This is a genomic window from Sulfitobacter sp. 1A15106, from assembly GCF_043556995.1.
In the GTDB taxonomy this organism is placed as follows: domain Bacteria; phylum Pseudomonadota; class Alphaproteobacteria; order Rhodobacterales; family Rhodobacteraceae; genus Sulfitobacter; species Sulfitobacter faviae.
Genome location: NZ_JBIFFM010000005.1, coordinates 43,528 through 67,060 on the forward strand (window position 1 = coordinate 43,528; position 23,533 = coordinate 67,060).

Consider the following 23,533-nt stretch of genomic DNA (forward strand, 5'->3'; position numbering starts at 1 on the left):
TTGATGTCTCTATTGCGTATCCGCAACCTCTCGGTCGATTTCGCCACCGCCTCGGGCAAGTTCCGCGCCGTGGACAGCGTCGATCAGGATGTCGACACCGGTGAGATCCTCGCCATCGTCGGCGAAAGCGGCTCGGGCAAGTCGGTCTCGATGCTGGCGCTGATGGGGCTCTTGCCTTGGACCGCCACCGTGACCGCCGACGAGCTGACCTTTGACGGCCACGACCTGCTGACCATGGACAAACGCGCCCGGCGCAAGATCGTCGGCAATGATCTGGCGATGATCTTCCAAGAGCCGATGTCCTCGCTCAACCCCTGTTTCCCGGTGGGCTGGCAGATCAAGGAATCCCTGCGCGTGCATCTGGGCCTGAACCGGGCTGAGCGGCACAAGCGGGCGATCGAACTGTTCGAACAGGTCGGCATTCCGGACCCGGAAAAGCGCCTTTCGGTCTTCCCGCACCAGATGTCGGGCGGGATGAACCAGCGCGTGATGATCGCCATGGCGATTGCCTGCAAGCCGAAGCTTCTGATCGCGGATGAGCCGACAACCGCGCTCGACGTGACCATTCAGGCGCAGATCCTCGACCTGCTGACCTCGCTGCGCGACGAGACCGGCATGGGGCTGGTGCTGATCACCCATGACATGGGCGTGGTCGCCGAAACCGCCGAGCGCGTGAGCGTGCAATATGCGGGTCAGAAGATCGAGGAACAGCAGGTGCTGCCGCTTTTCCGCGAACCGCACCACCCCTACACCGCGGCGCTGCTGGACGCGCTGCCCGAGCGCGCCACGGAGAAACGTCTGCCGACGATCCCCGGCGTGGTGCCCGGTCAGTTCGACCGGCCTGCGGGGTGCCTCTTCTCTCCGCGCTGCAAGTTCGCCAACGACAAATGCCGCGCCGAGAACCCGCCGCCCTTGGGCGAAGATCTCGGCAAGGCGCGTTGCTTCTATCCGCTCAACACCAATGAAAGGGCCGCGTCATGACCGCCCCCGTAATGACCGCCGACGCGCTCCAGCGTCACTATCAGGTTGGTGGCGGCTTCCTGCGCAAGACCCAGACGCTGAAGGCCGTGGCGGGCCTCGATTTCGAACTGCACCCCGGCAAGACGCTGGCCGTGGTGGGCGAGAGCGGCTGTGGTAAATCCACGCTTGCACGCATGGTCACGATGATCGAGGAGCCGACCGCAGGCTCGCTGACACTCGATGGCAAGCCGGTGCGCCCCGAGGATTGGGCCGACCTGCGCCAGCATGTGCAGATCGTGTTCCAAGACCCCTACGGCTCGCTCAACCCGCGCCAGCAGATCGGGACGATCCTGCAAGAGCCGCTGGTCATCAATCGCAAGGACATGTCCAAGAAAGAGCGCGAGGAGAAGGCGCGCGAGATGCTGCGCCTCGTCGGTCTGCGGCCCGAGCATTACGACCGCTACCCGCATATGTTCTCGGGCGGGCAGCGCCAGCGCATCGCGGTGGCCCGGGCGCTGATGCTCGACCCCAAGGTGCTGGTGCTGGACGAGCCTGTCTCCGCGCTCGACCTGTCGATCCAATCGGCGATCCTGAACCTGCTGGTGGACCTGCAAGAGAAGATGGATCTGGCCTATCTCTTCATCAGCCACGACCTGTCGGTCGTGCGCCATGTGGCCGATGACGTGATCGTCATGTATCTCGGCCGCGCGGTGGAGAAGGGGCCGAAGGACGAGGTTTTCGACAACCCGCGCCATCCCTATACGGCGGCGCTGCTCTCTGCCACACCGCGTGCGGACCCCGAAGGCGGCAAGGAGCGCATCAAGTTGCAGGGCGAATTGCCCTCGCCGCTGGCGATCCCCGAGGGCTGCCCCTTCGCGCCGCGCTGTTGGAAAGTGCAGGATGTTTGCCGCAAGGAGCGCCCCCCGTTGGAGGGCGCACCGCATCCGGCGGCCTGCTACTTCCCCGTCGATGAATGAAGCTGGTGCAGGTGGCTCAGACCACCTGCGCCACCACCCCGATGCAATCGCCCATCTTGACCAGCCCCGGCACATGTCGGGCGGTCAGGATGCCGCTCAGCTGCGCATGGGCGAGGATCGCTGGCTGACCGCTTCGGTCGCTGGGCCAGAGGCGGGCGATGGGCTGGCCCTCGGTCACCGCGTCACCCAGATCGACCAGCGGCTCCAACAGGGCCGTGGTCTCGCTAAAGGTGAAGCAGCGCCCGTCGGGCATGTCGAGCATCACGCTTTCGGACACCTCCGGCTCCCCTTGCAGAATGCCCGCATGGATCAGCAGATTGCGCGCGCCTTTGCGCGCCACGGCGATGCTCTTGGCCGTCGATGTGCCCGCGCCCCCCAACTCGGTGGTGACAAAGACCTTGCCCTGTTCCTCGACCTCGGTGTCGAACATGCCGCGGTTGTCGATCTCTAGCATTTTCATGGAGTAGGGCGCGTTGAACGCCGCCATCGCGGCCATGCAGGCGGCCTCCTGTTTCTTGTCGGGCAGGATATGCGCAGCGGCGAAGGGCAGGAAATCCAGCGTGCGCCCGCCGGAGTGGTAATCCAGCACAATATCGGCCAGCGGCACCAGTTCGGTGGCGATGTAATGCGCGATCTTTTGGGTCACCGTGCCGCCCGGGCTGCCCGGAAAGCTGCGGTTCATATTGCCGCCGTCGATGGGCGAGCAGCGGCGGCCTGCGGCAAAGGCGGGTTGGTTCATCATCGGCAGGATGATAAGGCGACCGGTGACCTGCGCCGGATCCAGTGTGGCGGCCAGTTCCTGCAAGGCAATCGGGCCTTCGTATTCATCGCCGTGGTTGCCGCCGGTGAGCAGCGCCGTGGGGCCGTCGGCGCCATTGATGACAGTGATGGGGATCATCACGGACCCCCAAGCGCTGTCATCGCGGCTGTAGGGCAGGCGCAGGAAACCGTGATGCGCGCCGGGTTGGTCGAGCGGGATGGTCGGGGTGATGGGATTGCTGGTCATGCGGAAACAAACAACTTTCGCGGTGTGGTGCAGAAACATTCATGGCCGGTCTCGGTGATGCGGATCGGCTCGGTGATCTCAAGCCCGCCGTCGTCGAGCCAAAGCGCGGGCATGAAATGGAAGGTCATGCCAGGCTCCAGGATCGTCTTGTCGCCACGGCGGAAAGAGATGGTGCGCTCCCCCCAGTCCGGCGGGTAGCTGATGCCGATGGCATAGCCGCAGCGGCTGTCCTTCTCGAATCCCGCCTTGTTCAGCGTGGCGTTAAAGGCATTGGCGATATCCTCGGCCCGGTTGCCGGGTTTGGCCTGTTCGAGACCTGCGTCAATCGCATCCAGCACGGCGCTTTCCGCGTCGCGGTATTTCTGCGGCACATCGCCAAAGAACAGCGTGCGCGACTGGGGGCATTGATAGCGTCGATGCGCGCCTGCGATCTCAAAGAACGTCGCCTCATTGGGCTGCATGGGCCGGTCGTCCCATGTCAGATGCGGGGCGGTGGCGTCCATGCCCGAGGGGGCCATTGGCACGATGGCCGGGTAATCGCCCCAGAACCCCTGCGCGCCGCGAATGCCGGTGGCATAGATCTCGGCCACCAGATCGTTCTTGCGCATGCCGGGCACGGCGACTTCGAGAATGCGAACGTGCATTTCCTCGACGATGCGCGCAGCGCGTTCCATATATTCGATCTCGCGCTCGGATTTCACCGCGCGTTCCCAGTTCACCAACGCCGTGGCATCCATGAAGGTCGCCTTGGGCAGTTTGGTCTTGAGCGTGTCATGTGCGCGGGCGGAGTAATAGTAGTTATCCATCTCGACGCCGATGCGCGCCTGCTCCAACCCCATCTCGCTCAAGAGGGTTGAGAGGTCTTCCATCGGGTGTTTTTCGGGGTTCTGGACGTAGGTATCGTCATAGCCGCGAATGCAGTCGTCCTCCATGAAGACCGTCCGCCGGGCGCCGAGCGCGTCCATACCGCGGCCCCACCAGACCGGCTCCCCCTCATGGGTCAGGATCACCGCTTGATAGACATAAAACGACCACCCGTCATAGCCCGAGAGCCAAGACATGTTCGACGGATCGCTGACCACGATGGCATCGAGATTGCGCGCGGCCATGGTCTTGCGCGTTCGGTCGACCCGGCGCTGGTACTCGCTGTTTGTAAAATTCGCCTCATAAGTGGTCATAGGCCAGCCCCTTTCATGTCTGGTTACCCGAATAATGCGATCCGGCCAGAGGGGCCGGGATCACGGAATGATGCCTTGTGCATGGGCGCTTGGCATGTCGCAGTCGAACAGACGGCCATAGCCATCGGGGCGGCCCGAAAGCCCGCCCATCCGCTGCAACGCCCAGCACAGCGCTTGGTTAGAGGTCACTACGGGCTTGCCCAGCCGTGCTTCGATCCGGTCGATCACGTCGACGCCGCGCAGGGAGGTGCAGGAGAGGAAAAATGCCTCTACTTCCGCGCCATCCAGCGCAGCGGCGCCGTTTATGATGCTTTCGTCGTCGATCCGCGCCATGTCGCGGTCGTCTTCCAATGCGAAGGCCCCGTTGCGCATGACCTCTAGCCCCTGATCGTTGAAATAGGTGGCCAGCGGCGCGGCGGTTTCCGGCAGATAGGGGGTCAGCATCGCCACCCGCGTCACGCCAAGCGCGGCAAAGCCCGCGATGGCGGCAGAGGCGGGGGTGATGACGGGCACGCCGGGCAGCCCCTCGCCAATCGCGGCGCGCACTGCCGGGTTGCCGATGGCGACCGAGGCCGAGGTGCAGCAAAAAGCGATGGCCGACAGCTGGATGCCCGGCACCAAAAGCGCCGCGGTGCGGGCCATATCGGGGGTCACGGCGCGCAGCCGTTCGGGGGTGGTGGGGTTCTCAAAGGCGATCCGCGCCACATGCAGCGCCGCCTGCGCCGGGTCGATCAGCCGCGCGGCGTCGCGTTCAAAGGTCATGTCGGTCGACAGCAGCATCGCCCCCAGCCGCACGGGGTCGTCTTCACGCAAACGGCAATCAAGCGTCTCGCTTTGCACAGGGGGTGTCACCTGAATATTCCTTTGACCTAGACGACAAGCACAGGGCATTTCGCAAGCCCCGTAACCTTGTGAGAGACCGAGCCCAAGAGATAGCTGTCGCCCGTGGCGCCTAGGCCGCGTGACCCGATGACGATAAGATCGACCTCATGTTTCTTGGCAAATTCCGTCACCGCCCGCGCGGGGCGGCCAGAGCGGACAAAGGCGCGGACATTCTCGACGCCCGCGTCTTTCATCAGTTGCTTGCCGTGGGTGATAATCTCGGTCGCATGGGCCTGCATCGCGTCGTCGATATTGCCCGGATCGTTCACCCGCACCATCGAGAGCGACGCCTCCAGCATTGAATGATGCCGGTAGATCGTCAAAAGCGTCACTTTCGCCCCGGTCAGCTTGGCCATCTCTGCCGCCTTCATCAGCGCGCGGTCGGCATTCACCGAGCCGTCATAGGGGGCGAGGATATGGGTGAACATGACGCTCTCCTCTTATTTCGCAAAGGCCAGATCGCGCAGGAACAGGGCGATCTGCGGGAAAAAGATCAGGGCAACCGAGACGCTCAGCAGCATGATGATGAAGGGCGGGGTGCCGCGGATGACTTCCATATAGGGCCGTTTGAAGACCGCGATGGCGGTGAAGATGTCACAGCCGAAAGGCGGCGTGGCCGAGCCGATGGCGACCTGCAACGTGATTACGGTGCCGACCAGCACCGGGTCGAGGCCGACCGAGTCCACGACCGGGGCGAAGATCGGCACGAAGACGAGGATCACGACGATGGGGTCCACGAACATACAGCCGATGAAGAAGGCCGCCGAGATCACGAAGAGCACGCCAATCGGCCCCATGCTGTCGATCCCGATGCCTGTCAGCACCGCTTGGGGGATCTGCGCGAAGGAGATCACCCAAGAGAATGCCGCGCCCGCCGCGACGAGGATGAAGACCACGGCGGTGATCAGCCCGGTCGATTTCGCGGTTTCATAGATGCCGGCAAAGTCGATTTCCCGAAAGACGATCATCTCAAGGAAAATGGCATAGAGCACGCAAGCCGCCGCCGCTTCAGTTGGGGAGAAGACACCGCCGTAGATGCCGCCGATGATGATCGCCGGGAAGCCCAACGGCCAGAGCGCTTGGCGCACCGCGCGGAAACGCTCGCCCCATGTCGCTTTCTCTTCGGTGGGGACGTTATGGCGGTAGGCGTAGATCACCGAATAGACCGAGAAGAGCGCGAGGATCAGCAGCCCCGGCCCGATGCCCGCGATGAAAAGTTCGGCAATCGACGTGTTGGAGACGACGCCGTAGATGATCATCCCGATGGAGGGCGGGATCAGGAAGGCGATGTCGGAGGAGTTCACGATCAGCGCCAGCACGAAACTGTCTTTGTAGCCCGCCTTGAGCATCCGGGGCCGCAGCGGGGAGCCAACGGCGACGACCGTCGCCTGTGTGGAGCCCGAGACCGCGCCGAACATGGTGCAAGCCGCAGCGGTGGCGACCGCGAGACCGCCCTTCATATGGCCGACGAAAGACATCACCATATCGATCAGCCGCCCGGCGGATTGGCCGCGCGTCATGATGTCGGCGGCAAAGATAAACATCGGCACGGCAATCAGTGAGGCGGGTCTGACCCCTGCCATCATCTGCTGCACCATCGTCTCAAGCTGGCCGAAACCGCCGAAGAGCGAATAGAAACCGACAAACGCGCCGACGATCAGCGGGATCATCATGGGAAAGCCGAGCAGCAGCAGAACGACCATGACAGAGAAAATGGTGACGGCCATGGCTCAGACCTCCCGCTCGTTGTCGTCGTAGCCTTCGAGAACGCTGGTCGACAGGTAAATATCTGGTTCAATGATGTTTTTGATCGCGGTCAGCAGGTATTGCAGCCCGGTCATGAAAAAGCCGAAAGGCACCCAGACCAGCGTCCACCAGACCGGCACTTGCAGCGCGGGCAGCAGGCGGCCGCGTCCGGCTTGGGTCATGATGTATTGCAGGGCGTACCAGGCAAGGCCGAACATGAAGACGGCGGTGACGAAGGCGATGAAGATCATCAGCACTTTGCGCGGGCGCGGGGGCAGGGCGTCGAAAATCGCTGACATGCGGATATGCCGCCCATGCCGCGCGGCATAGGAGATGCCCGCGAAGGTGATGAGGATGATCAGAACGCTGTTCAGTTCTTCGGAAAAGAAGATCGAGCTTTGGAAGACGAAACGGCCCACCACATTGGCAATCGTATTGGCGGCCATCAACAAAACACCAGCGGCGAGCATCACAGACTCAAGCCAGCTAATCGCGTTGTCGATCGTGCCCAGAGGGCCGGGGAGGGTGGATTTATAGGTGCCCACGGGGGCGTCATCGGTGCCGGTGGTATCTGTCTGAGATTGCAGTTGCGAACTGTGGTTGTCTTCCGTCACCGGCGTCATCCCGTAGATGGTTCAAAATGGATCGCGTCAAAATAAGGTCACCCCCCGGCGATGCCGGAGGGTGAAAGGATGCGTTTACTTAACGGCTTCGAGGTCTGCCTTGAATTGCTCAAGGATTTCCTTGCCGCTGTCGCCTGTCATCTCGATGAAGGCTTCTTCGACCGATGCGGCCTTGTCTTTGAAGGGCTGACGCTCTTCTTCGGACAGGATGTTGATCTGCATGTCGGGCTTCGCCTTGGCGATGTTATCCAGCGACTTTTCCTGCAGGCCGGACTGGTATTCGAGGATGTATTCGAATGCCGCGTCAGAGGCGTTCTGAACCACCTCTTTGTCCGCGTCGGACAGGCCGTCGTAGAAATCCTTGTTGGCCATCACAGCGGTGGTGAAGTTGTTGTGGCCGATGCAGGTGATGACCTCGGTCACCTCATACATCTTGGTGGATTCCAGATAGAAGCCGGGGTTTTCTTGACCTTGGATGATGCCGGTCTGCATCGCGCCATAGACTTCGCCCCATGGCAGCGGTGTCGGGGTCGCGCCGAAGGCTTTGTAGCTTTCGACCAAGAGCGGGTTGGTCATGACGCGGAACTTGACCTCATTGAGGTCTTCGGGCGTTTTGACCGGCTCTTGCGTGGTCATGCAGACGTCACCCTCGGGGAACATCTTGAGCAGTTCCAGACCCTGCTCTGCATAAAGCTCGGGGAACATTTCGTTGATGGCCTTGGAGGTGCGGAAGAACTCGAACAGTTCCTCGTCGTCCTGCGGCAGCAGGTAGGGCACGAAGAAGACCTGCGCCTCGGGGATCAGCGCGCCGGTGAAGCCGGGGGATTGGTCCACGAACTGAAGGATACCGGCCTGCGCCTGTTCCATCGTGTCAACGGATTCACCCAAGGTGCCATAGGGAAAAAGCTGCACTTCGTGGTCGGAGTTCGCTTCGACTTCTTCCTTGAATTTCTGGGCGTATTTGCCCTGCACCTCATCCAGTGCCTCTTCAAATGCATAGCGCCATGTGTCGGCGGAGGCCGCGCCTGCGACGCTTGTCACGGCTGCGAGGATACTCCCGGTGATAACGGTCTTAAAATTAGCCATCTGTCTCCCTTTCATTTATTGCCCGCGCAGCACAAAGGCCGCAGCGAAACTAATGTCCTGACTGCTAGATCATTTAAACCGATCCCAATCATGTCAATGTGAATATTGATCCATGACAATTTGAGACGCTCTCACAGTCATTCCGCCCTACCCCTGTTGCGTAATCTTGCATCGATCATGCGAATCCCCCGGGCGAATTCGGGAAAGGATTGCCCCCCGATCGAGACGCGAAGCCCCGGGTGGCGGTCTGGTGGGCCGATGGCGAAACTGGCCCCATTGGCCACGGCGACCCCGCTTTCGCGGATGGATTTGACCAGTTCGGCCTCTTCGTAAATATCATGACAAGGCAGCCAGAGGTGCAGCCCGTTCGAACTGGTCCGCATGTCGAGGCCGCGAAACACATTGGCGGCGAAATCGGCGCGGTCGCGCAGGGCCAATTGCTGACGGTTGAGCAGGGTTTCGGCGGTGCCTTCCTCGATCCAGCGCCCGGCGATCTCGGTCATCATATTGGTGGCCATCCAACTGGTCACCATATGCCGGTTGGCCGCCGAGGCCCCAAGGTGATCCGGCACCACAAGATAGCCGACCCGTAGCCCCGGCAGCAGGCATTTGGTGAGGCTGGTGAAATAGAGCACCCGTTCTGGGGCCATTGCGGCCATTGGCGGCGGCGGCGCGTCTTGCAGCGGCCCCCATGATTGGTTTTCGATGATCAGCAGGTCATGGCGTCTTGCCACCTCGATCACCGCAGCGCGGCGGCTTTCGGTCATGGTAAAGGCCAGCGGATTGGCGCCATTGGGGATCAAATAGACAGCCTTCACCGGTTCTTTCGCGCAGATCCGCTCCAGCGCTTCGGGGCAGATGCCGCCCGCGTCGACGGTCACCCCTTGCAGGCGGATGCCCAGAAAGCGGGCGAGGGGGCGCAGGGTGTGATGGCCGATGTCCTCACTGACGATCAGATCGCCCGGTTGCGCCGCCGTCATCATCGCCACGGTCATCGCGCTGGTGCTGCCGTTGGTGGGGATCACCGCCATCCCCTCCAGATCCAGCCCGCAGAGCGAGAGCCAGCGCCGCACTGCGCTGCTGCTGTCCCCGGCGCGCAGGTCTTGGCGAAACCCGCCCATCATCGCGCGGGGCAGGGAGCGGGCCATGGCGCGGAGCGTCTTTTGCATCGCCTCTTCATGGGCGTGATCCAGCACAGGTTTCAGGATCGACATATCCAGCAACCGCCCGGCGGCCTTGCGGCTGACGAAGGGCATGGAGATCTCATCGCTCGCCGCGCGCACGAAAGTGCCGCGACCCACCTCACCGACGATTTTGCCCGCCTCGACCAGCTTGTCATAGGCGCGGCTGACGGTCTGCACGCTCAGCGACAGGTCAAAGGCCATCTGGCGCTGCGTCGGCAGGCGGTCTCCGGGTTTGAGCACGCCGTTCTGTATCGCCGTTTCAATCGCCTGAACGAGTGAACGATAGGCAGGGCGGGTCAAGGATCCGGGGTCTGGGCGCCATTTTGTCATGATCGGGATGATCACCACAATCATGACAATTGACAAGTCCGGCATGCCCTCGCATGAAGCGGATATGAGCTTTGTCAAACTCGATAAGCGCGATATCGCGGTGCTGTCGATCCTCTCTCGCGAGGGGCGCATCGCTAAATCTGCGCTTGCCGACAAGGTCAACCTAAGCGCTACCGCCTGCGGCGAACGGCTCTCGCGGCTGGAGGCTGCGGGCATCATCACCGGCTATCAGGCCCATGTCGCCCTGCGCCGCATCGCCCCGCATGTCACCGTCTTTGTGCAGGCCGAATTGGGCAACCACCGGGCCGAGGCGTTTCAGCGCTTCGAGGCCGTGATCGCGCAGCATGATGAGATCGTGCAGTGCTGGGCCTTGGGCGGCGGCTGTGACTATCTGCTACAGGTCGTCACCCGCGACATCGACAGCTACCAACGTCTGATGGATGCGCTGTTGGACCAGCAGGCCGGGCTGAGCCGCTACTTTACCTATGTCGTCACCAAATCGGTTAAATCGGCACCGCTGCCGCTGTCGCTGCTGCTGCCCGAAGACGAAAGCTGAGCCGCCGTAGTTTTTCCGGCGGGCCGGGTGCTGCGCCGCAAAACCTCCTGCCGATGGTGTGATATTCGGTCAAACCCGCGCCGCATCCTGTCTTACCTTCGGGGCAATTCATCCCAAGGAGGTGCCCGATGACCAAGATGATCCCAACCCCCGCCGATGGTCTGCCCGCGCTGACCCGGGGCGAGCTGGCCCGCCATTTCGCCTATGTCGGTGGCGCATGGGTTGCTGGCGCGCAGAGCGACGACTTTAAGGTGACTGACCCGGCAAGCGGTGCGGTCTTGGGGTCGGTTGCCAAGCTTAACGCCAACGACAGCCGCGCCGCGGTGGATGCCGCCCATGCCGCTTTCCCCCATTGGGCCGGGCTGTTGCCGCAAGAGCGTGGTGCCATCCTGCGCCGCTGGCGCGATCTGATGTTGGAAAACCGCGAGGATCTGGCCCGGATCATGACCGCCGAACAGGGCAAACCCATCTCCGAGTCGCGCGGCGAGATCGACTATGCCGCGTCTTTCTTTGAGTTCTATTCCGAAGAGGCGCGTCGCCCGAACATCGAAGGCGTCACCTCGCATTTGCCAGATGCCGAGGTGGAAATCTGGCGGGAGCCGGTGGGCGTGGCGGCCCTCATCACGCCGTGGAACTTCCCCTCTGCCATGCTGACCCGCAAGGCGGGGGCGGCGCTTGCGGCGGGCTGCACCGTGGTGGCGCATCCTTCGGCAGAAACGCCCTTCTCAGCGCTGGCGCTGGCCGAGTTGGGTGAACAAGCGGGGCTGCCGAAAGGCGTGTTCAACGTCGTCACCGGCGAGGCGCCCGAGATCGTGAAGCCGTGGATGGAAGACACCCGTGTGCGCGCCATCTCCTTCACCGGCTCTACCGAGATCGGCAAGTTGCTCTACCGTCAGGCATCGGATTCGGTGAAACGTCTGGTGCTCGAACTCGGCGGCCATGCGCCCTTCATCATGTTCGACGATGCCGATATGGACCGCGCGGTCGAAGAGGCGATCAAGGCCAAGTTCGCGACTTCGGGCCAAGATTGCCTCGGCGCGAACCGCTTCTTCATCGCCCGCGACAGCTATGCCACCTTCTGCGCGCGGTTCACCGCCGCGACCGAAGCGCTCACCGTGGGCAACGGCGCGGATGACCCCGACATCGGCCCGTTGATGAACGAAAAGGCCGTGGCCAAACAAGAGGAACACGTCAAAGATGCGCTTGACCGTGGGGCGCGGCTGCTTTGTGGTGGCAAGCGTCACGCGGCGGGGCCACTGTTCTTTGAGCCGACGGTGCTGGCGGATGTACCGCCCGATGCGCTGATCATGCGCGAGGAAACCTTTGGCCCCGTGGCCGCCATCGCGGCTTTCGACAGCGAGGATGAGGCGATCCAGCGGGCCAATGACACGGAGTATGGCTTGGTGGCCTATGTCCACAGTCAAGACCCCCGCCGCATCTACCGCGCCAGCCGGGCGCTCAGTTTCGGCATGGTGGCGGTGAACCGCACCAAGGTGACCGGCGCGCCGATCCCCTTTGGCGGCACGAAACAATCGGGGATCGGGCGCGAGGGATCGCGGCTGGGGCTCGAAGCCTTTACGGAAGTCAAATACGTCTGCCGTGACTGGGCCTAGGATTTAAAAGATACGGCGCAAAGGCGCGTCGGAAGAAAGGAAAGACCAATGCTGAAGAACGATATGCTCGAACAATGGGACCGTGAGAATTTCTTTCACCCCTCCACCCATCTGGCCCAGCACGCTCGCGGCGAAAGCCCGACCCGTGTGATCAAGACCGCCAAGGGCAGCCATATCACTGACCGCGACGGCAACGAATTGCTCGACGCTTTCGCGGGCCTCTACTGCGTGAACGTCGGCTATGGCCGCACCGAGATTGCCGAGGCGATTGCCGAGCAGGCGCATGAACTGGCCTATTACCACTCCTACGTCGGCCATGGCACCGAGGCGAGCATCACCCTGTCCAAGATGATCCTCGACCGCGCGCCCGAAGGCATGAGTAAGGTCTATTTCGGCCTCGGCGGGTCGGACGCGAATGAGACCAACGTCAAACTGATCTGGTATTACAACAACATCCTTGGCCGCCCCGAGAAGAAAAAGATCATCTCGCGCTGGCGTGGCTATCACGGCTCGGGTCTGGTGACCGGCTCGCTCACCGGGTTGGAGCTGTTTCACAAGAAATTCGACCTGCCGCTGGCGCAGGTGGTTCACACCGACGCGCCCTATTACTACCGCCGCCCCGACGCCAACATGAGCGAAGCGGAGTTCACCGCGCATCTGGTGGGCGAGTTGGAAGCACTGATCGAACGCGAAGGTGCCGACACCATCGCCGCCTTCATCGGGGAGCCGGTTCTGGGCACCGGGGGCATCGTGCCGCCGCCCGAGGGCTATTGGGCCGCCGTGCAAGAGGTGCTGAACAAGCATGACATCCTGCTGGTCGCGGATGAGGTTGTCACCGGCTTTGGCCGTCTGGGGTCGATGTTCGGCTCGGATCACTACGGGATGAAGCCTGACCTCATCACCATCGCAAAGGGTCTGACCTCGGCCTATGCGCCGCTGTCGGGCTCCATCGTGGGCGACAAGATGTGGAAGGTGCTGGAGCAGGGCACCGATGAAAACGGCCCCATCGGCCACGGCTGGACCTATTCGGCCCACCCCATCGGCGCGGCTGCGGGGATCGCGAACCTCAAGCTGATCGACGATCTGAAGCTGATCGAGAATGCCTCGGACGTGGGCGGCTATCTGAATGCGCAGATGAAGGCGGCATTGGGCGATCACCCCAAGGTGGGCGACATCCGGGGCGAAGGCATGCTCTGCGCCGTGGAGTTGGTCGAAGACCGCGATGGCCGCACGCCCTTTGATCCGGCGCGCAAAGTAGTGCCGACCATCGTCGGCGATATGGTCAAGGCCGGTGTCATCGCCCGCGCCATGCCCCAAGGCGACATCATCGGTTTCGCGCCGCCCTTCTGCCTGACCCGCGAAGAAGCGGACAAGGTCGTGGGGGTCACCGCCGACGCGATCAAGGCGACCTTGGGCTAAGGCGCAAATCTACGAGACACTTGAGCGGCCCGGCGGAAACGTCGGGCCGTTTGCATTGGAGGGAATCACACCCCGCGAGAGGTGCCGCAGCTAGACCGATCAGAAATGAAAAAACGGTAAACAGGGCCGTTCATCGGGCCAGATTCTCCCGATATGGAAACAGTGCCCCGGTTTGTCGCCTATTTACTAAGAATTCGCCAAAATTAGGCCACAGTTCCCAGAGAAATTAGAAGAAAGCAGCGGTCCGTCCAGTTTGGGGCCCAAAGATTTTTATCTGTGGAGAGATGTAATGAGAATTTTGGCGGTGGATGACGATCCGATTATCCTCGAATTGCTTGGGCAATTTGTAGAGATCATCGGCGCGCATGACCTGACGACCGCCCCATCGGCTCTGCATGCGGTTGATATGTTGGGCGATCCCAACCTCGGGCCGATTGATTGCTTCATGCTGGATATTCAGATGCCGGGCATGGATGGGATCGAACTGGCGCAGCACATTCGCAATTCGGCGCGCCATGCCGATACGCCGATCCTGATGCTCACCGCGATGTCCGACAAGCGCTATATCGACGCGGCCTTTGCCGCCGGGGCGACCGACTATGTGACCAAGCCTTTCGAGATTGCCGAACTGAAAGCCCGCATCGGGCTGGTCGAAGGCATGGTGAAAGAACGTCAGCAGCGGACCAAGAAGATTTTCGCCGCCAAGACAATCGCCGATCAGGCGACGCATATGGAGCTGTTCGAGCCGGTCCCGATCTATGACGTGGACAATGTGATCGACTATACCGCGATGGAGAACTACGTCGCCCAACTGTCGCGCAGCGCGCTTTTCGGCTCCACCGCCTTTGCCTTCACCATCCGCGAGGTCGATGCCTTCCACGCGACGATGACCTCTTTCGAGTTCTATAGCCTTGTCTCAGATGTGGCCGAAATCCTGTCCGATACGCTCGTCGATCATCAGGTGCTGATGTCCTACGCGGGCAATGGCACTTTCGTATGTGTCACGGAGAGCGGCTGGCGCCCGAATATGGGCGGTTTGATGGATGCGGTTAACTTTGAGTTGTCTCAAACCGAATTGTTCGACAATAATGGCGAGCGTGTTCACCCGCGTGTCAGCGCGGGAGAGGCCGTGCGGCTGATCTGGAAGAGCGGCAATTCCGTCATGGATGCGCTGGCGCAGGCCCATGCGAGTGCAGAAGCCGCCAGTGAGGCGCATACGAGATCGCTCAATGATTTTTGGCAGAATGATCAACAGGCATGACTAAAATGTTAGCGGAACTTCCCGGCATAGAGCGCATCAGGCAGCGCTTTGTCGAAATGCTGGACGAGCGTCAGACGCTGATCGCAACCCATGGGTTGGCCGCCTGGGACGGGACCACCGTAGACGAAATCAAAAGCAATCTGGCCAGCGCGCAGGCCATTCTGCACCAGATCGCGGGCAGCGCCGGGTCGCTCGGCTTCGAAGAGCTGGGCCGTCTGGCGCGCAAATGCGAAACGCAGATTGTCGAGCATCTGGCCGGGCCGCGCGCCAATCACGCAGATTGCCCGATCGAGATCATCTCGGAACTGGATGGGTTCGTCGCCCATTGCCGGCAGGAAATCGACGCCCACGCCTAAGGGCGCGGCCACCGGTATTGAGCCGGTCCAAAACTTACTGACAATTCATCGCAAACCCGCCCGCAAGGGCAGGCCAAAGGCAAGTCGGCTTAGCCTGCTTGCATCGCCGCCTTGACCTGATCCGCCAGCGAGATTGGATCGAAGGGTTTGCTGATCACGTCAGCCGCCCCCAGATCGCGAAGCTCTTCGATCTCATTATGCTGGGCGCGGGCGGTCATGAAGATCGCGGGCACGTCGCGCAGGCTCTCCATCTCGCGCATCTTCTCAAGCGTCTGGCGACCGGTCATGCCGGGCATCATCATATCGAGCAGGATCACATCGGGCGTGTAGGACTGAACCTGATTCAGCGCCGCTTCCCCGGTCTCGCATTGGACGACGTCAAAATCGCCGCTCAGCTCAAGCGCCATCAGCGCGATTTCACGAATATCGGCGTCATCCTCGACGTGCAGCAGTTTGATCATTCCATACTCTCTCTAGGAGGCTTCGCGCAGCAACGCGGCCGGTTCCTCTGCCGCTACCTGAGAATTTTTCTTCGGCAGGGTAAAGTAAAATGTCGTACCAAATCCCTCACGGCTGTCAAAACCTATTTTACCGCCGAGATTCTCGACGATGGCTTTGCAAACGCTAAGGCCCAGCCCGGTGCCGCCTTTGTCGGCCCGGTTGGAATTGGACAGATCGGCAAACCGCTGGAACACCTTGTGCTGCTCGGAAGCCGGAATGCCGGGGCCACGGTCCGCCACGGAGATGCGCAATTCGTCGTCATTCTCTTCGGCGCGGATGGTCACACGCTCCCCAGGTTTGGAAAATTTGGCGGCGTTCGACAGGAAGTTCGTCAGCACCTGAATGACCCGGTTCGGGTCCGTGGTGACCTTGTTCAAGTCCTCCGTCCCCTCGACCTGAATGCGCACGCCATGGCGCTGTTCGAGTGAGGCATTGGCGGCGCTGGTTTCGTGAAGTAGTTCCGCAATATCGACTTCTTCAAGATTGAATTCCAACCGCCCGTTGGCGATTTTCTCAAGATCGAGGATGTCGTTGATGATCAGCACAAGCCGGTCGGCGTTGCGGTGAGAGATCTCCAGCAAGGCACGCGCCTTGCTGGGCAATTCGCCTGCCGCCCGCGACAAGAGCAGCCCCATGGAGCCTTTTATCGAGGTCAGGGGCGAACGTAGCTCGTGACTGACCATCGAGATGAACTCCGACTTCATCCGCTCTTCGTTGATGATATCCGAAATGTCATGCAGCATGATCAGGAACCGCCCCGCCGCCCCGCCGGTGGGCAGCAGCTTGATCGTAACTTGGAAATGGTTGCCAAACAGTTGCGTGTCGAACTGCGTCATCGCTTTGCCCGACTTTTTCAGCGCGCGGCAGGCATCCAGCAGGGCCGGGTTGTCGCTTTCCGCGGTCAGGGTTTCGAGCGTTTGCGAGCGGTAGCTGTCCTTGCTCCAGCCGGTGCGGCTCATGGCGACGCGGTTCATATAGCTGAAGCGCTCTGTCTCGGCGTCGACGATCCAGATGTCATCGCGCAATTCATAGAGCGTTTCCGCCGTGTCGCGTTCGGCCAAAAGTTCGTTGGCGTGGGTTACATCGGTACGGGCCGAAATCGACCCGGCCCAAGCGCCCTTTTTGTCGAAAAGTGGCATCACGGTGCACTGCGTCTGGATCACCCGACCATCGGCGCAGCGCAGCGGGGTTTCGCCCTGCCACGTCTTGCCTGCCATCAGGGTGGCGCGGATCTCTTCGGCAAGTTCGCGAAACTCTTCTTGGTAAAGCATCGACACAGGCTGGCCGATCAATTGATCGCGGGTGTAGCCCGTCAGTTCGATGAAACGGTCGTTGACCTGTTCCAGCATCCCGCCCGTATCAACGATGTTCACAATGGCATGGCTGTCGAACGCCTTAAGCCTTTGTTCCATATCTGAGTTATCGGCAGGAGCCTGCGGGTTTGCTTGCAGTGCGGTCGCGGCAAAGGGCGTGAGCCCCGCCAGAATGATCGCACCGACGACGGGGATAACCTCCCCCATTTGGCCCGCGAAAATTGCGGATGTTGCGGTGTACCAGCTGCCGGAAATGGCAGTGCCCAGAAAAAATGTGGCCGCGGTACGCTTGGTAAATGGCTTTGACGACACTTGGAATTCCTCGCCCCGAAGCGGACATGCTTAAAACTATAGCATGACTTGTGCATTGTAATTTAATCAAAATGCCAGAGCATATTGGCAATAATATGGCATGTCGCACTTTAGCGTCACTCCGCTGAAATGCCACGGTTTATAATGCGCCGGTTAAGAGGCGCGGGCGGTTGTCCCCGTAATTGAGTTGACCACCGAGCTGATCCCGCTCCGTGATTTGACAAGGTTGACCCCCACGCGGGGGTCGGGTTCGCGGTTGTTGTCCGCGGAAAGGCTGATGATCTTGGCCGCGGGATGCAGGCGGGTGATATCTTCCAACAAAGAGCGTGCATCGCCGTCGGGCAGGGACCAATCAAGGATCACGACGTCGAGTTCATCCTGGCCGATCAACTTCCGCGCTTGGGCAAGGTTGGTGACATTGGTCACCTCCGCCACGCTGTCCAACCCGGTGCGGATCACCTCGGCGAAGTCGATGTCGTCTTCGATATGCAACACGCGCAGCTTAGTGTCCCGCTCCTCCGCTTCCGCGTCGGGTGTGGCGGGCGTTTGCGCGGTCTGCGCCTCGGCGATGGGGCAGGTGAACCAAAAGACGGTGACGCCGTTGGGGATGCTTTCGAACCCGATGGTGCCGCCTTGGCGTTTGATGATCTGCCGCGTGATGTTGAGCCCTAGCCCGGTGCCGCCCTTGGCGCGGGTGTCGGACCCATCGGCCTGCGAGAACGCCTGAAAGATCCGCGGGCGGAAGTTCTCCGGCACGCCGGGGCCGGTGTTCTGGATAAAGACGATGGCCCGGTCCCCCAGCCGCTCGGCGCGGATTTGCACCTCGCTCTCGGCATCGGAGTATTTGCAGGCGTTCGAGATTAGATTGGCCAGCACCTGCCGGGTGCGGCTTTCATCCACCCGAACCGTCAGCGGCTTGTCGGGCAGTTGCAGGCCCAGGGTATTGTTATGGGTGATCGCAAAGGGCGACATTTCGTTGACCGAGTCGGTGATCACCTTGTTCAGGTCGACATCATGGAAGTCGAACTGCACTTCGCCCGATGAAATCTTCTCAAGGTCGAGAATGTCGTTCACGATATGCGACAGGCGGTCGGCATTGCTGCGGGCAATGTCGATCAGGCGGATATGCGCGGGGAGGAAGCGGCTGTTGTCCGTGGTGTCGATCAGCCCCAAAGCGCCTTTGATCGAGGTCAGCGGCGTGCGCAGCTCATGGCTGACGGTCGAGACGAACTCGCTCTTGATATGTTCCAGCTTCTTTTGGTCGGTGATGTCGTTGATCTGCACGATAAAGACATAGCCGCGGGCGTTCTTGTCATAGGTCCAAGAGACGTTGAACAGGCCCCAGCGTTCATAGCCCAGCTTGTGGGTAATGCGGTATTCGGCCTGATAGTTCTGCGAACTGCGGGAATCGACCAGCCCGCGCACCTCACCGTAGAGCTTTTGCAGATCGCCCTCGGGCATCAGATCGCCGAGTTTGGTATTCGACAGAAGCTCTTCTTCGCTATAGCCGCAAAGGGTGCAAAGCGCGCTGTTGACGCTGTTGAAAACCCCGCCTTCGCCCAAGATCGCCATGCCCACCGGGGCCGCGGCCAGCACTTGGCGAAACCGCCGCTCGCTGGTTTCAAGCGCGTTGCGGGCGTGGACGATGTCGGTCACATCGGTTTGGGTGCCGACCATCCGCAGGGCGGTGCCGTTCTCATCGCGTTCGGTCACCACCGCGTCAGAGCGCATCCAACGCCACTCACCGGTGCCGATCTTCAGCCGGTATTCGGTGACGGAACGTTGTTGCTGCCCCGAGATGCAGGCCTGATCAGTCTGGGTCAGTAGAGGCAGGTCATCGGGGTGAACGCGTTTGAGGAATTCCCCCTGTGGGTCGGGCAGCCGCTCGAAATCCGCCATTCCCAGAATGCGCCGCCATGTGTCGGACACCTCGGATTTGCCGGTGCGCAGGTCGATGTCGAAAACCCCGATCTGCGCGCCTTCGAGGGCGAGGTCATAGAGCGCCTTGTTCCGCGCCAGCTCATCCTGCACCGCCAGTTCCGAGGTCAGGTCACGCACGATTGCAGTCACCCGCCGTTCGCCGGTGTGGGTGGTCCAATTGTTGCGTTGCAGATCAAGCTTGAGGTCTTGGCCAAAGCAGGTTTTGCCCGCCGCGTTGACCTGTTCGTGGTCGTGATCCTTAACCAGATCGGTGACGAGTTCGCTGAACTCCATTCCTTTGAGCGCCTCATGCCCATAGCCAAAGCAGACCAGCGCCGCTTGGTTGGCGAAGAGCACCCGGTCATTGCTGTCGAGCAAGAAGATGGGCGTTACCGCGTTCTCGATAACGGCGCGGTTTTCCTCTTCATGGGCGTCGATCTGGCGTTCGCGCAGCACGGCAAGCTCGCTCAGTGCGGCGCTGCGCTGGCGCAGGCTGCGGAAGGCCACGAAGAACAGGATCGCCAGAAGGATGCCAGAGACCAGCAGGATTTCCGGCACCGCGCTATGGGTGGCGCGGTCAAAGCTGGCGGTGCTGACATGAACAACGGTCCAGGGGCGGCCAAAGCGTTCGATGGTCTGGGTGATGCTGTGGTGGCCGGTGGCGATGCCTTCGGGCGTGCTGTCGAAAATCCGGTTTTCGGGGGCCGTGGTCAGCCCATCGTAGACTTGGATGTCATAGGACTCTCCCTGAGCCGGGGTCAGCCCGGACAACAGGTTCGCCCCCACAAAAGGCGCATAGACCCAACCGATGAAACCGGCGGTTTCCTGCGCCGGGCTGTTGTCGGCGGCAAAGACCGGGCGCAGCAGCAGGAAGCCGGGCTGGCGCGTCTTGTCCTGCACCAGCAGGATGCGCGGCGTCAGCTTCGGCTCTCGCGTCTCGCGGGCGCGCAGGGCGGCGCGGCGGCGGTCTTCGTTAAAGCTGATATCAAGGCCCACGGCCTCTGCATTCGGCCCTTGGGGGTAGATATACTGGATCACCATCTTCTCGGCATTGCCGGTGTCGGGGTGAATGCGGAAATCCTTGATCCCGAGGGCGGTGACCTTTTCGATGAACGCCTCTTCGGTGCCTCTGGCGACGGGGGCAACAAAGCCGATGCCGTTGATGCCGGGCAGGAAGCTGTCGATCTCCAGCGTATCGACATAATGCGCGAAGTCGCTGGCTGTCACCTCGTCCGAGGCGTTCATGAAGGCGGCGATGCCATTGAGGCTTTGCAGATAGGTATGCATCCGCGCATCAAGGCTTTGCAGGCTTTCCTCGGCGATGCGATCAAAGGCCCGGTCGGCGGCGGCATCATTGCTGCGACTGCTGTAGAGGAACACCCCAAAGGTGATGGCAAGGCATCCGAGAAAGAGTATGAATTCGGGTCGCCGCACCAGTTCAAGCCTTTGTTTCTGGCCACCAATTGGCGGCAAAATCTTTCCCCGAAATGAACGTCGCGCATCGCGGGAGGGGTATGTCCAATCCGGTCATATTCACCCATGGGTCGAAAAAATCAACAAACGGATTCGCCGCGCATGCAAAGCACGGGGAATGTGGCTTTGCGGCAAAAGCCGCGGGAGGCCGGGCGATTTACGGCAGGGATTGTGACCCGTCACCGCGCGCTCTACCAATGACGGGCCGGGGAGGCGGGACAGAATATCGGGAGAGAGCGCCATGAACGACGAGACGCAGCTAGAGGGCCGCTATGACTATATCATTGTCGGTGCGGGCACCGCGGGCTGTGTCTTGGCCAACCGTCTCAGCGCCGATCCGGCCAATCGGGTTCTGCTGCTCGAAGCCGGGGGGGATGACAACTATCACTGGGTAAAGGTGCCGGTGGGGTATCTTTACTGTATCGGCAACCCGCGCACGGATTGGATGATGAAAACCGCGCCTGAGGCGGGGTTGAACGGGCGCTCTTTGGCCTATCCGCGGGGCAAGGTGCTGGGCGGCTGCTCTTCGGTGAACGGCATGATTTACATGCGCGGGCAGGCGGCGGACTATGACCATTGGCGGCAACTGGGCAATGCCGGGTGGAGCTGGGACGACGTGCTGCCCTATTTCCTGAAATCCGAGGATCACCATGCGGGCGGCAGCGAGATGCACCGCGCGGGGGGCGAGTGGAAGGTCAGCAAGCAGCGCCTGCGGTGGGACATTCTGGAGGCCGTGCAAGACGGCGCGCGTGAGTTCGGGATTGAGCCGCGGGCCGATTTCAACGATGGCAACAACGAAGGTTCGGGCTTTTTCGAGGTGAACCAGAAGGGCGGCGTGCGTTGGAACACGGCGCGCGGCTTCCTGCGCCCTGCGATGAAGCGCCCCAACCTGCGGGTGATCACCCATGCCCATACCGATGGGTTGGTTTTGGACGGCAAGCGCGTGACCGGCGTTCGATTCACCCATAAGGGCCGCGCGATGCGCGCCGAGGCCGAGGGCGAAGTGTTGCTTTCAGCAGGGGCGATCAATTCGCCCAAGATCCTTGAGCTGTCGGGGATCGGGCAAGGTGACCTTTTAGGCGGCATGGGGATCAACACGCTGCACGATCTGCCCGGCGTTGGGGAGAACCTTCAGGACCATTTGCAAATCCGCACTGTCTATAAGGTGCAGAACACCAAAACGCTCAACACGATGACCCATTCGATCTGGGGCAAGGGTCGGATGGGGCTGGAATACCTCCTGCGCCGCAGCGGTCCCTTGGCGATGGCGCCCAGCCAGTTCGGCATGTTCACCAAGTCCGACCCCGCGCTTGAGACACCGGATCTGGAGTATCACGTGCAGCCCCTGTCGACTGACAAGCTGGGGGATCCGCTGCACCCTTTCCCGGCGATCACCGTCTCGGTCTGTAACCTGCGGCCCGAAAGCATCGGCAGTTGCCATCTCACCAGCCGCGACAGCGCGGTGCAGCCCGATATCCGGCTGAACTATCTTTCTGCCGAGAATGACAAGCGCGTGGCGGTCACGGCGATGAAACAGGCGCGTCACATCATGACGGCCAAGGCGCTGCACCCCTATGCGCCCGAGGAAATCCTGCCCGGCCCCGCCGTGCAGAGCGACGAAGACCTGCTCGACAAGGCGCGCGACATCGCTACGACGATTTTCCACCCCGTCGGCACCTGCAAGATGGGCAGCGATCCGATGGCGGTGGTCGATAGCGATCTGCGGGTGCATGGCTTAGGCGGTCTGCGCGTGGTGGACGCGTCGATCATGCCCAAGATCGTCTCGGGCAACACGGCCTCGCCAACGGTGATGATCGCCGAAAAGGCTGCCGACGCAATTCTGGCGGGACGGTGACGGTATGTTAAGCACGCGATTGACCGAGCGGCTGGGGATCGACCACCCGATTATCCAAGCGCCGATGGCCTTTGCCGCAGGCGGGCGGCTGGCGGCAGCGGTCTCAGGTGCCGGGGGCTTGGGCATGATCGGCGGGGCTTACGATTCCGGCGAATGGATCGCTGAGCAGCAGGAACTGGCGGGCAACCAATCGGTCGGCTGCGGTTTCATCACTTGGAAGCTGCGCGAGCATCCGCAGGCGCTGGAACAAGCGCTCGACCGTGATCCGGCGGCGATCTTTCTTTCCTTCGGCGACCCGGCAGAGTTTCTCCCCGCGATCCGCGCGGCAAAGGTGCCGTTGATCTGTCAGGTGCAAACCCTGCGCGACGCCGCCCATGCGATTGATCTGGGGGCCGAGATCATCGTCGCCCAAGGGGCCGAGGCTGGCGGCCACGGCGAGAAACGCGCGACCTTTACCCTCGTGCCCGAAGTCGCGGATCACATCGCCCGCCATGCGCCCGAGGTGCTGCTTTGCGCCGCAGGCGGCGTGGCGGATGGGCGCGGGTTGGCAGCGGCGCTAATGCTGGGGGCCGATGGTGTGGTCGTCGGCTCGCGCTTCTGGGCTTCGGAAGAGGCGCTGGTGCACCCCGCGATGCGAGAGGCCGCGCTCAAGGCCAGCGGTGATGACACGCTGCGTAGCACCGTGACCGACATCATGCGCGGCTATGATTGGCCCAAACGCTATACGGGCCGTGTCTTGCGCAACGATTTCACCGACCGCTGGCATGACGACCCCGACGGGCTACGCGCCGCGCTGGCGCAGGAGCTGCCACGCTGGCAGGCGGCGGTGGCAGCGGGGGATGCCCGCACCGCCAACGCCTTTGTCGGAGAGGTGGCAGGGCTAATCGGTGCGATCAGCCCTGCTGCCGATATCCTGCGCGATATCGTCCAAGGAGCCGAAGCGGCCTTAGGCCAAACCTTCACCCGGTGACGGGGCGGAGGT

General features: G+C 61.7%; 20 protein-coding genes. 9 read left to right on the forward strand and 11 right to left on the reverse strand.

Features of this window, described 5'->3' with window-relative positions:
- The first annotated feature begins 3 nt into the window (after positions 1-3).
- A complete protein-coding gene (locus ACGYKA_RS09085) occupies positions 4-981 on the forward strand; it encodes an ABC transporter ATP-binding protein (RefSeq protein WP_067262560.1) in 978 nt (325 codons plus the stop codon).
- Positions 978-1,937, forward strand: a complete 960-nt coding sequence (locus tag ACGYKA_RS09090; RefSeq protein WP_067262557.1) for an ABC transporter ATP-binding protein — start codon at positions 978-980, stop codon at positions 1,935-1,937. Before ACGYKA_RS09085 ends, ACGYKA_RS09090 begins: the two co-directional genes overlap by 4 nt.
- Before the next feature lie 16 nt (positions 1,938-1,953).
- On the opposite strand, the gene doeB is transcribed toward ACGYKA_RS09090, so the two are convergent.
- The 8 genes from doeB to ACGYKA_RS09130 form a co-directional block, all read right to left on the reverse strand.
- The gene (doeB, locus tag ACGYKA_RS09095) at positions 1,954-2,943 is read right to left on the reverse strand and encodes a N(2)-acetyl-L-2,4-diaminobutanoate deacetylase DoeB (RefSeq protein WP_394411867.1); all 990 of its coding nucleotides are present in this window, start codon (positions 2,941-2,943) and stop codon (positions 1,954-1,956) included.
- A complete protein-coding gene (gene doeA, locus ACGYKA_RS09100) occupies positions 2,940-4,121 on the reverse strand; it encodes an ectoine hydrolase DoeA (protein WP_322328750.1) in 1,182 nt (393 codons plus the stop codon). The genes doeB and doeA overlap by 4 nt, the downstream gene beginning before the upstream one ends.
- A 60-nt stretch (positions 4,122-4,181) precedes the next feature.
- Positions 4,182-4,973: an ectoine utilization protein EutA gene (locus ACGYKA_RS09105; RefSeq protein ID WP_394438638.1), complete on the reverse strand. Its 792-nt coding sequence runs from the start codon at positions 4,971-4,973 to the stop codon at positions 4,182-4,184.
- A 17-nt stretch (positions 4,974-4,990) separates the two neighbouring features.
- A complete protein-coding gene (locus tag ACGYKA_RS09110) occupies positions 4,991-5,431 on the reverse strand; it encodes a universal stress protein (protein ID WP_067262549.1) in 441 nt (146 codons plus the stop codon).
- 12 nt (positions 5,432-5,443) lie between these two features.
- A complete protein-coding gene (locus tag ACGYKA_RS09115) occupies positions 5,444-6,730 on the reverse strand; it encodes a TRAP transporter large permease (RefSeq protein ID WP_067262546.1) in 1,287 nt (428 codons plus the stop codon).
- Positions 6,731-6,733: 3 nt separating this feature from the next.
- Complete coding sequence (locus ACGYKA_RS09120; RefSeq protein WP_197470835.1) at positions 6,734-7,372, reverse strand: TRAP transporter small permease; 639 nt, start codon at positions 7,370-7,372, stop codon at positions 6,734-6,736.
- Positions 7,373-7,447: 75 nt separating this feature from the next.
- On the reverse strand, positions 7,448-8,458 hold the full coding sequence (dctP, locus tag ACGYKA_RS09125) for a TRAP transporter substrate-binding protein DctP (protein ID WP_394411869.1): 1,011 nt from the start codon (positions 8,456-8,458) through the stop codon (positions 7,448-7,450).
- A 137-nt stretch (positions 8,459-8,595) separates the two neighbouring features.
- Complete coding sequence (locus ACGYKA_RS09130; RefSeq protein ID WP_394417388.1) at positions 8,596-9,972, reverse strand: PLP-dependent aminotransferase family protein; 1,377 nt, start codon at positions 9,970-9,972, stop codon at positions 8,596-8,598.
- Between the two features lie 22 nt (positions 9,973-9,994).
- Here ACGYKA_RS09130 and ACGYKA_RS09135 point away from each other — a divergent pair, with 22 nt between their 5' ends.
- From ACGYKA_RS09135 to ACGYKA_RS09155, 5 genes are all read left to right on the forward strand, one after another.
- A complete protein-coding gene (locus tag ACGYKA_RS09135) occupies positions 9,995-10,528 on the forward strand; it encodes an Lrp/AsnC family transcriptional regulator (RefSeq protein WP_394411875.1) in 534 nt (177 codons plus the stop codon).
- A 128-nt stretch (positions 10,529-10,656) separates the two neighbouring features.
- Positions 10,657-12,141: an NAD-dependent succinate-semialdehyde dehydrogenase gene (locus tag ACGYKA_RS09140; protein ID WP_394411878.1), complete on the forward strand. Its 1,485-nt coding sequence runs from the start codon at positions 10,657-10,659 to the stop codon at positions 12,139-12,141.
- 48 nt (positions 12,142-12,189) lie between these two features.
- Positions 12,190-13,560 carry an aspartate aminotransferase family protein gene (locus ACGYKA_RS09145; RefSeq protein WP_271692586.1) on the forward strand — a complete coding sequence of 457 codons (1,371 nt, stop codon included), beginning with the start codon at positions 12,190-12,192 and terminating at the stop codon, positions 13,558-13,560.
- 289 nt (positions 13,561-13,849) lie between these two features.
- A complete protein-coding gene (locus ACGYKA_RS09150) occupies positions 13,850-14,821 on the forward strand; it encodes a PleD family two-component system response regulator (protein ID WP_168612990.1) in 972 nt (323 codons plus the stop codon).
- On the forward strand, positions 14,818-15,177 hold the full coding sequence (locus ACGYKA_RS09155) for an Hpt domain-containing protein (RefSeq protein WP_067261064.1): 360 nt from the start codon (positions 14,818-14,820) through the stop codon (positions 15,175-15,177). The genes ACGYKA_RS09150 and ACGYKA_RS09155 overlap by 4 nt, the downstream gene beginning before the upstream one ends.
- Before the next feature lie 89 nt (positions 15,178-15,266).
- Here the strand turns inward: ACGYKA_RS09155 and ACGYKA_RS09160 are convergent, their stop codons facing one another.
- From ACGYKA_RS09160 to ACGYKA_RS09170, 3 genes are all read right to left on the reverse strand, one after another.
- A complete protein-coding gene (locus tag ACGYKA_RS09160) occupies positions 15,267-15,638 on the reverse strand; it encodes a response regulator (RefSeq protein ID WP_067261066.1) in 372 nt (123 codons plus the stop codon).
- A gap of 12 nt (positions 15,639-15,650) precedes the next feature.
- Complete coding sequence (locus ACGYKA_RS09165) at positions 15,651-17,303, reverse strand: ATP-binding protein (RefSeq protein WP_394417385.1); 1,653 nt, start codon at positions 17,301-17,303, stop codon at positions 15,651-15,653.
- Positions 17,304-17,456: 153 nt separating this feature from the next.
- Positions 17,457-20,657 (reverse strand): CHASE domain-containing protein, encoded by a 3,201-nt coding sequence (locus ACGYKA_RS09170; RefSeq protein WP_394411883.1) that lies wholly within the window; start codon positions 20,655-20,657, stop codon positions 17,457-17,459.
- Positions 20,658-20,937: 280 nt separating this feature from the next.
- On the opposite strand from ACGYKA_RS09170, the gene ACGYKA_RS09175 reads away from it, so the two are divergent.
- Both ACGYKA_RS09175 and ACGYKA_RS09180 read left to right on the forward strand, forming a co-directional pair.
- A complete protein-coding gene (locus ACGYKA_RS09175; RefSeq protein WP_394411885.1) occupies positions 20,938-22,551 on the forward strand; it encodes a GMC family oxidoreductase in 1,614 nt (537 codons plus the stop codon).
- Positions 22,552-22,555: 4 nt separating this feature from the next.
- Positions 22,556-23,521: an NAD(P)H-dependent flavin oxidoreductase gene (locus ACGYKA_RS09180; RefSeq protein ID WP_394411888.1), complete on the forward strand. Its 966-nt coding sequence runs from the start codon at positions 22,556-22,558 to the stop codon at positions 23,519-23,521.
- Positions 23,522-23,533: the final 12 nt, after the last annotated feature.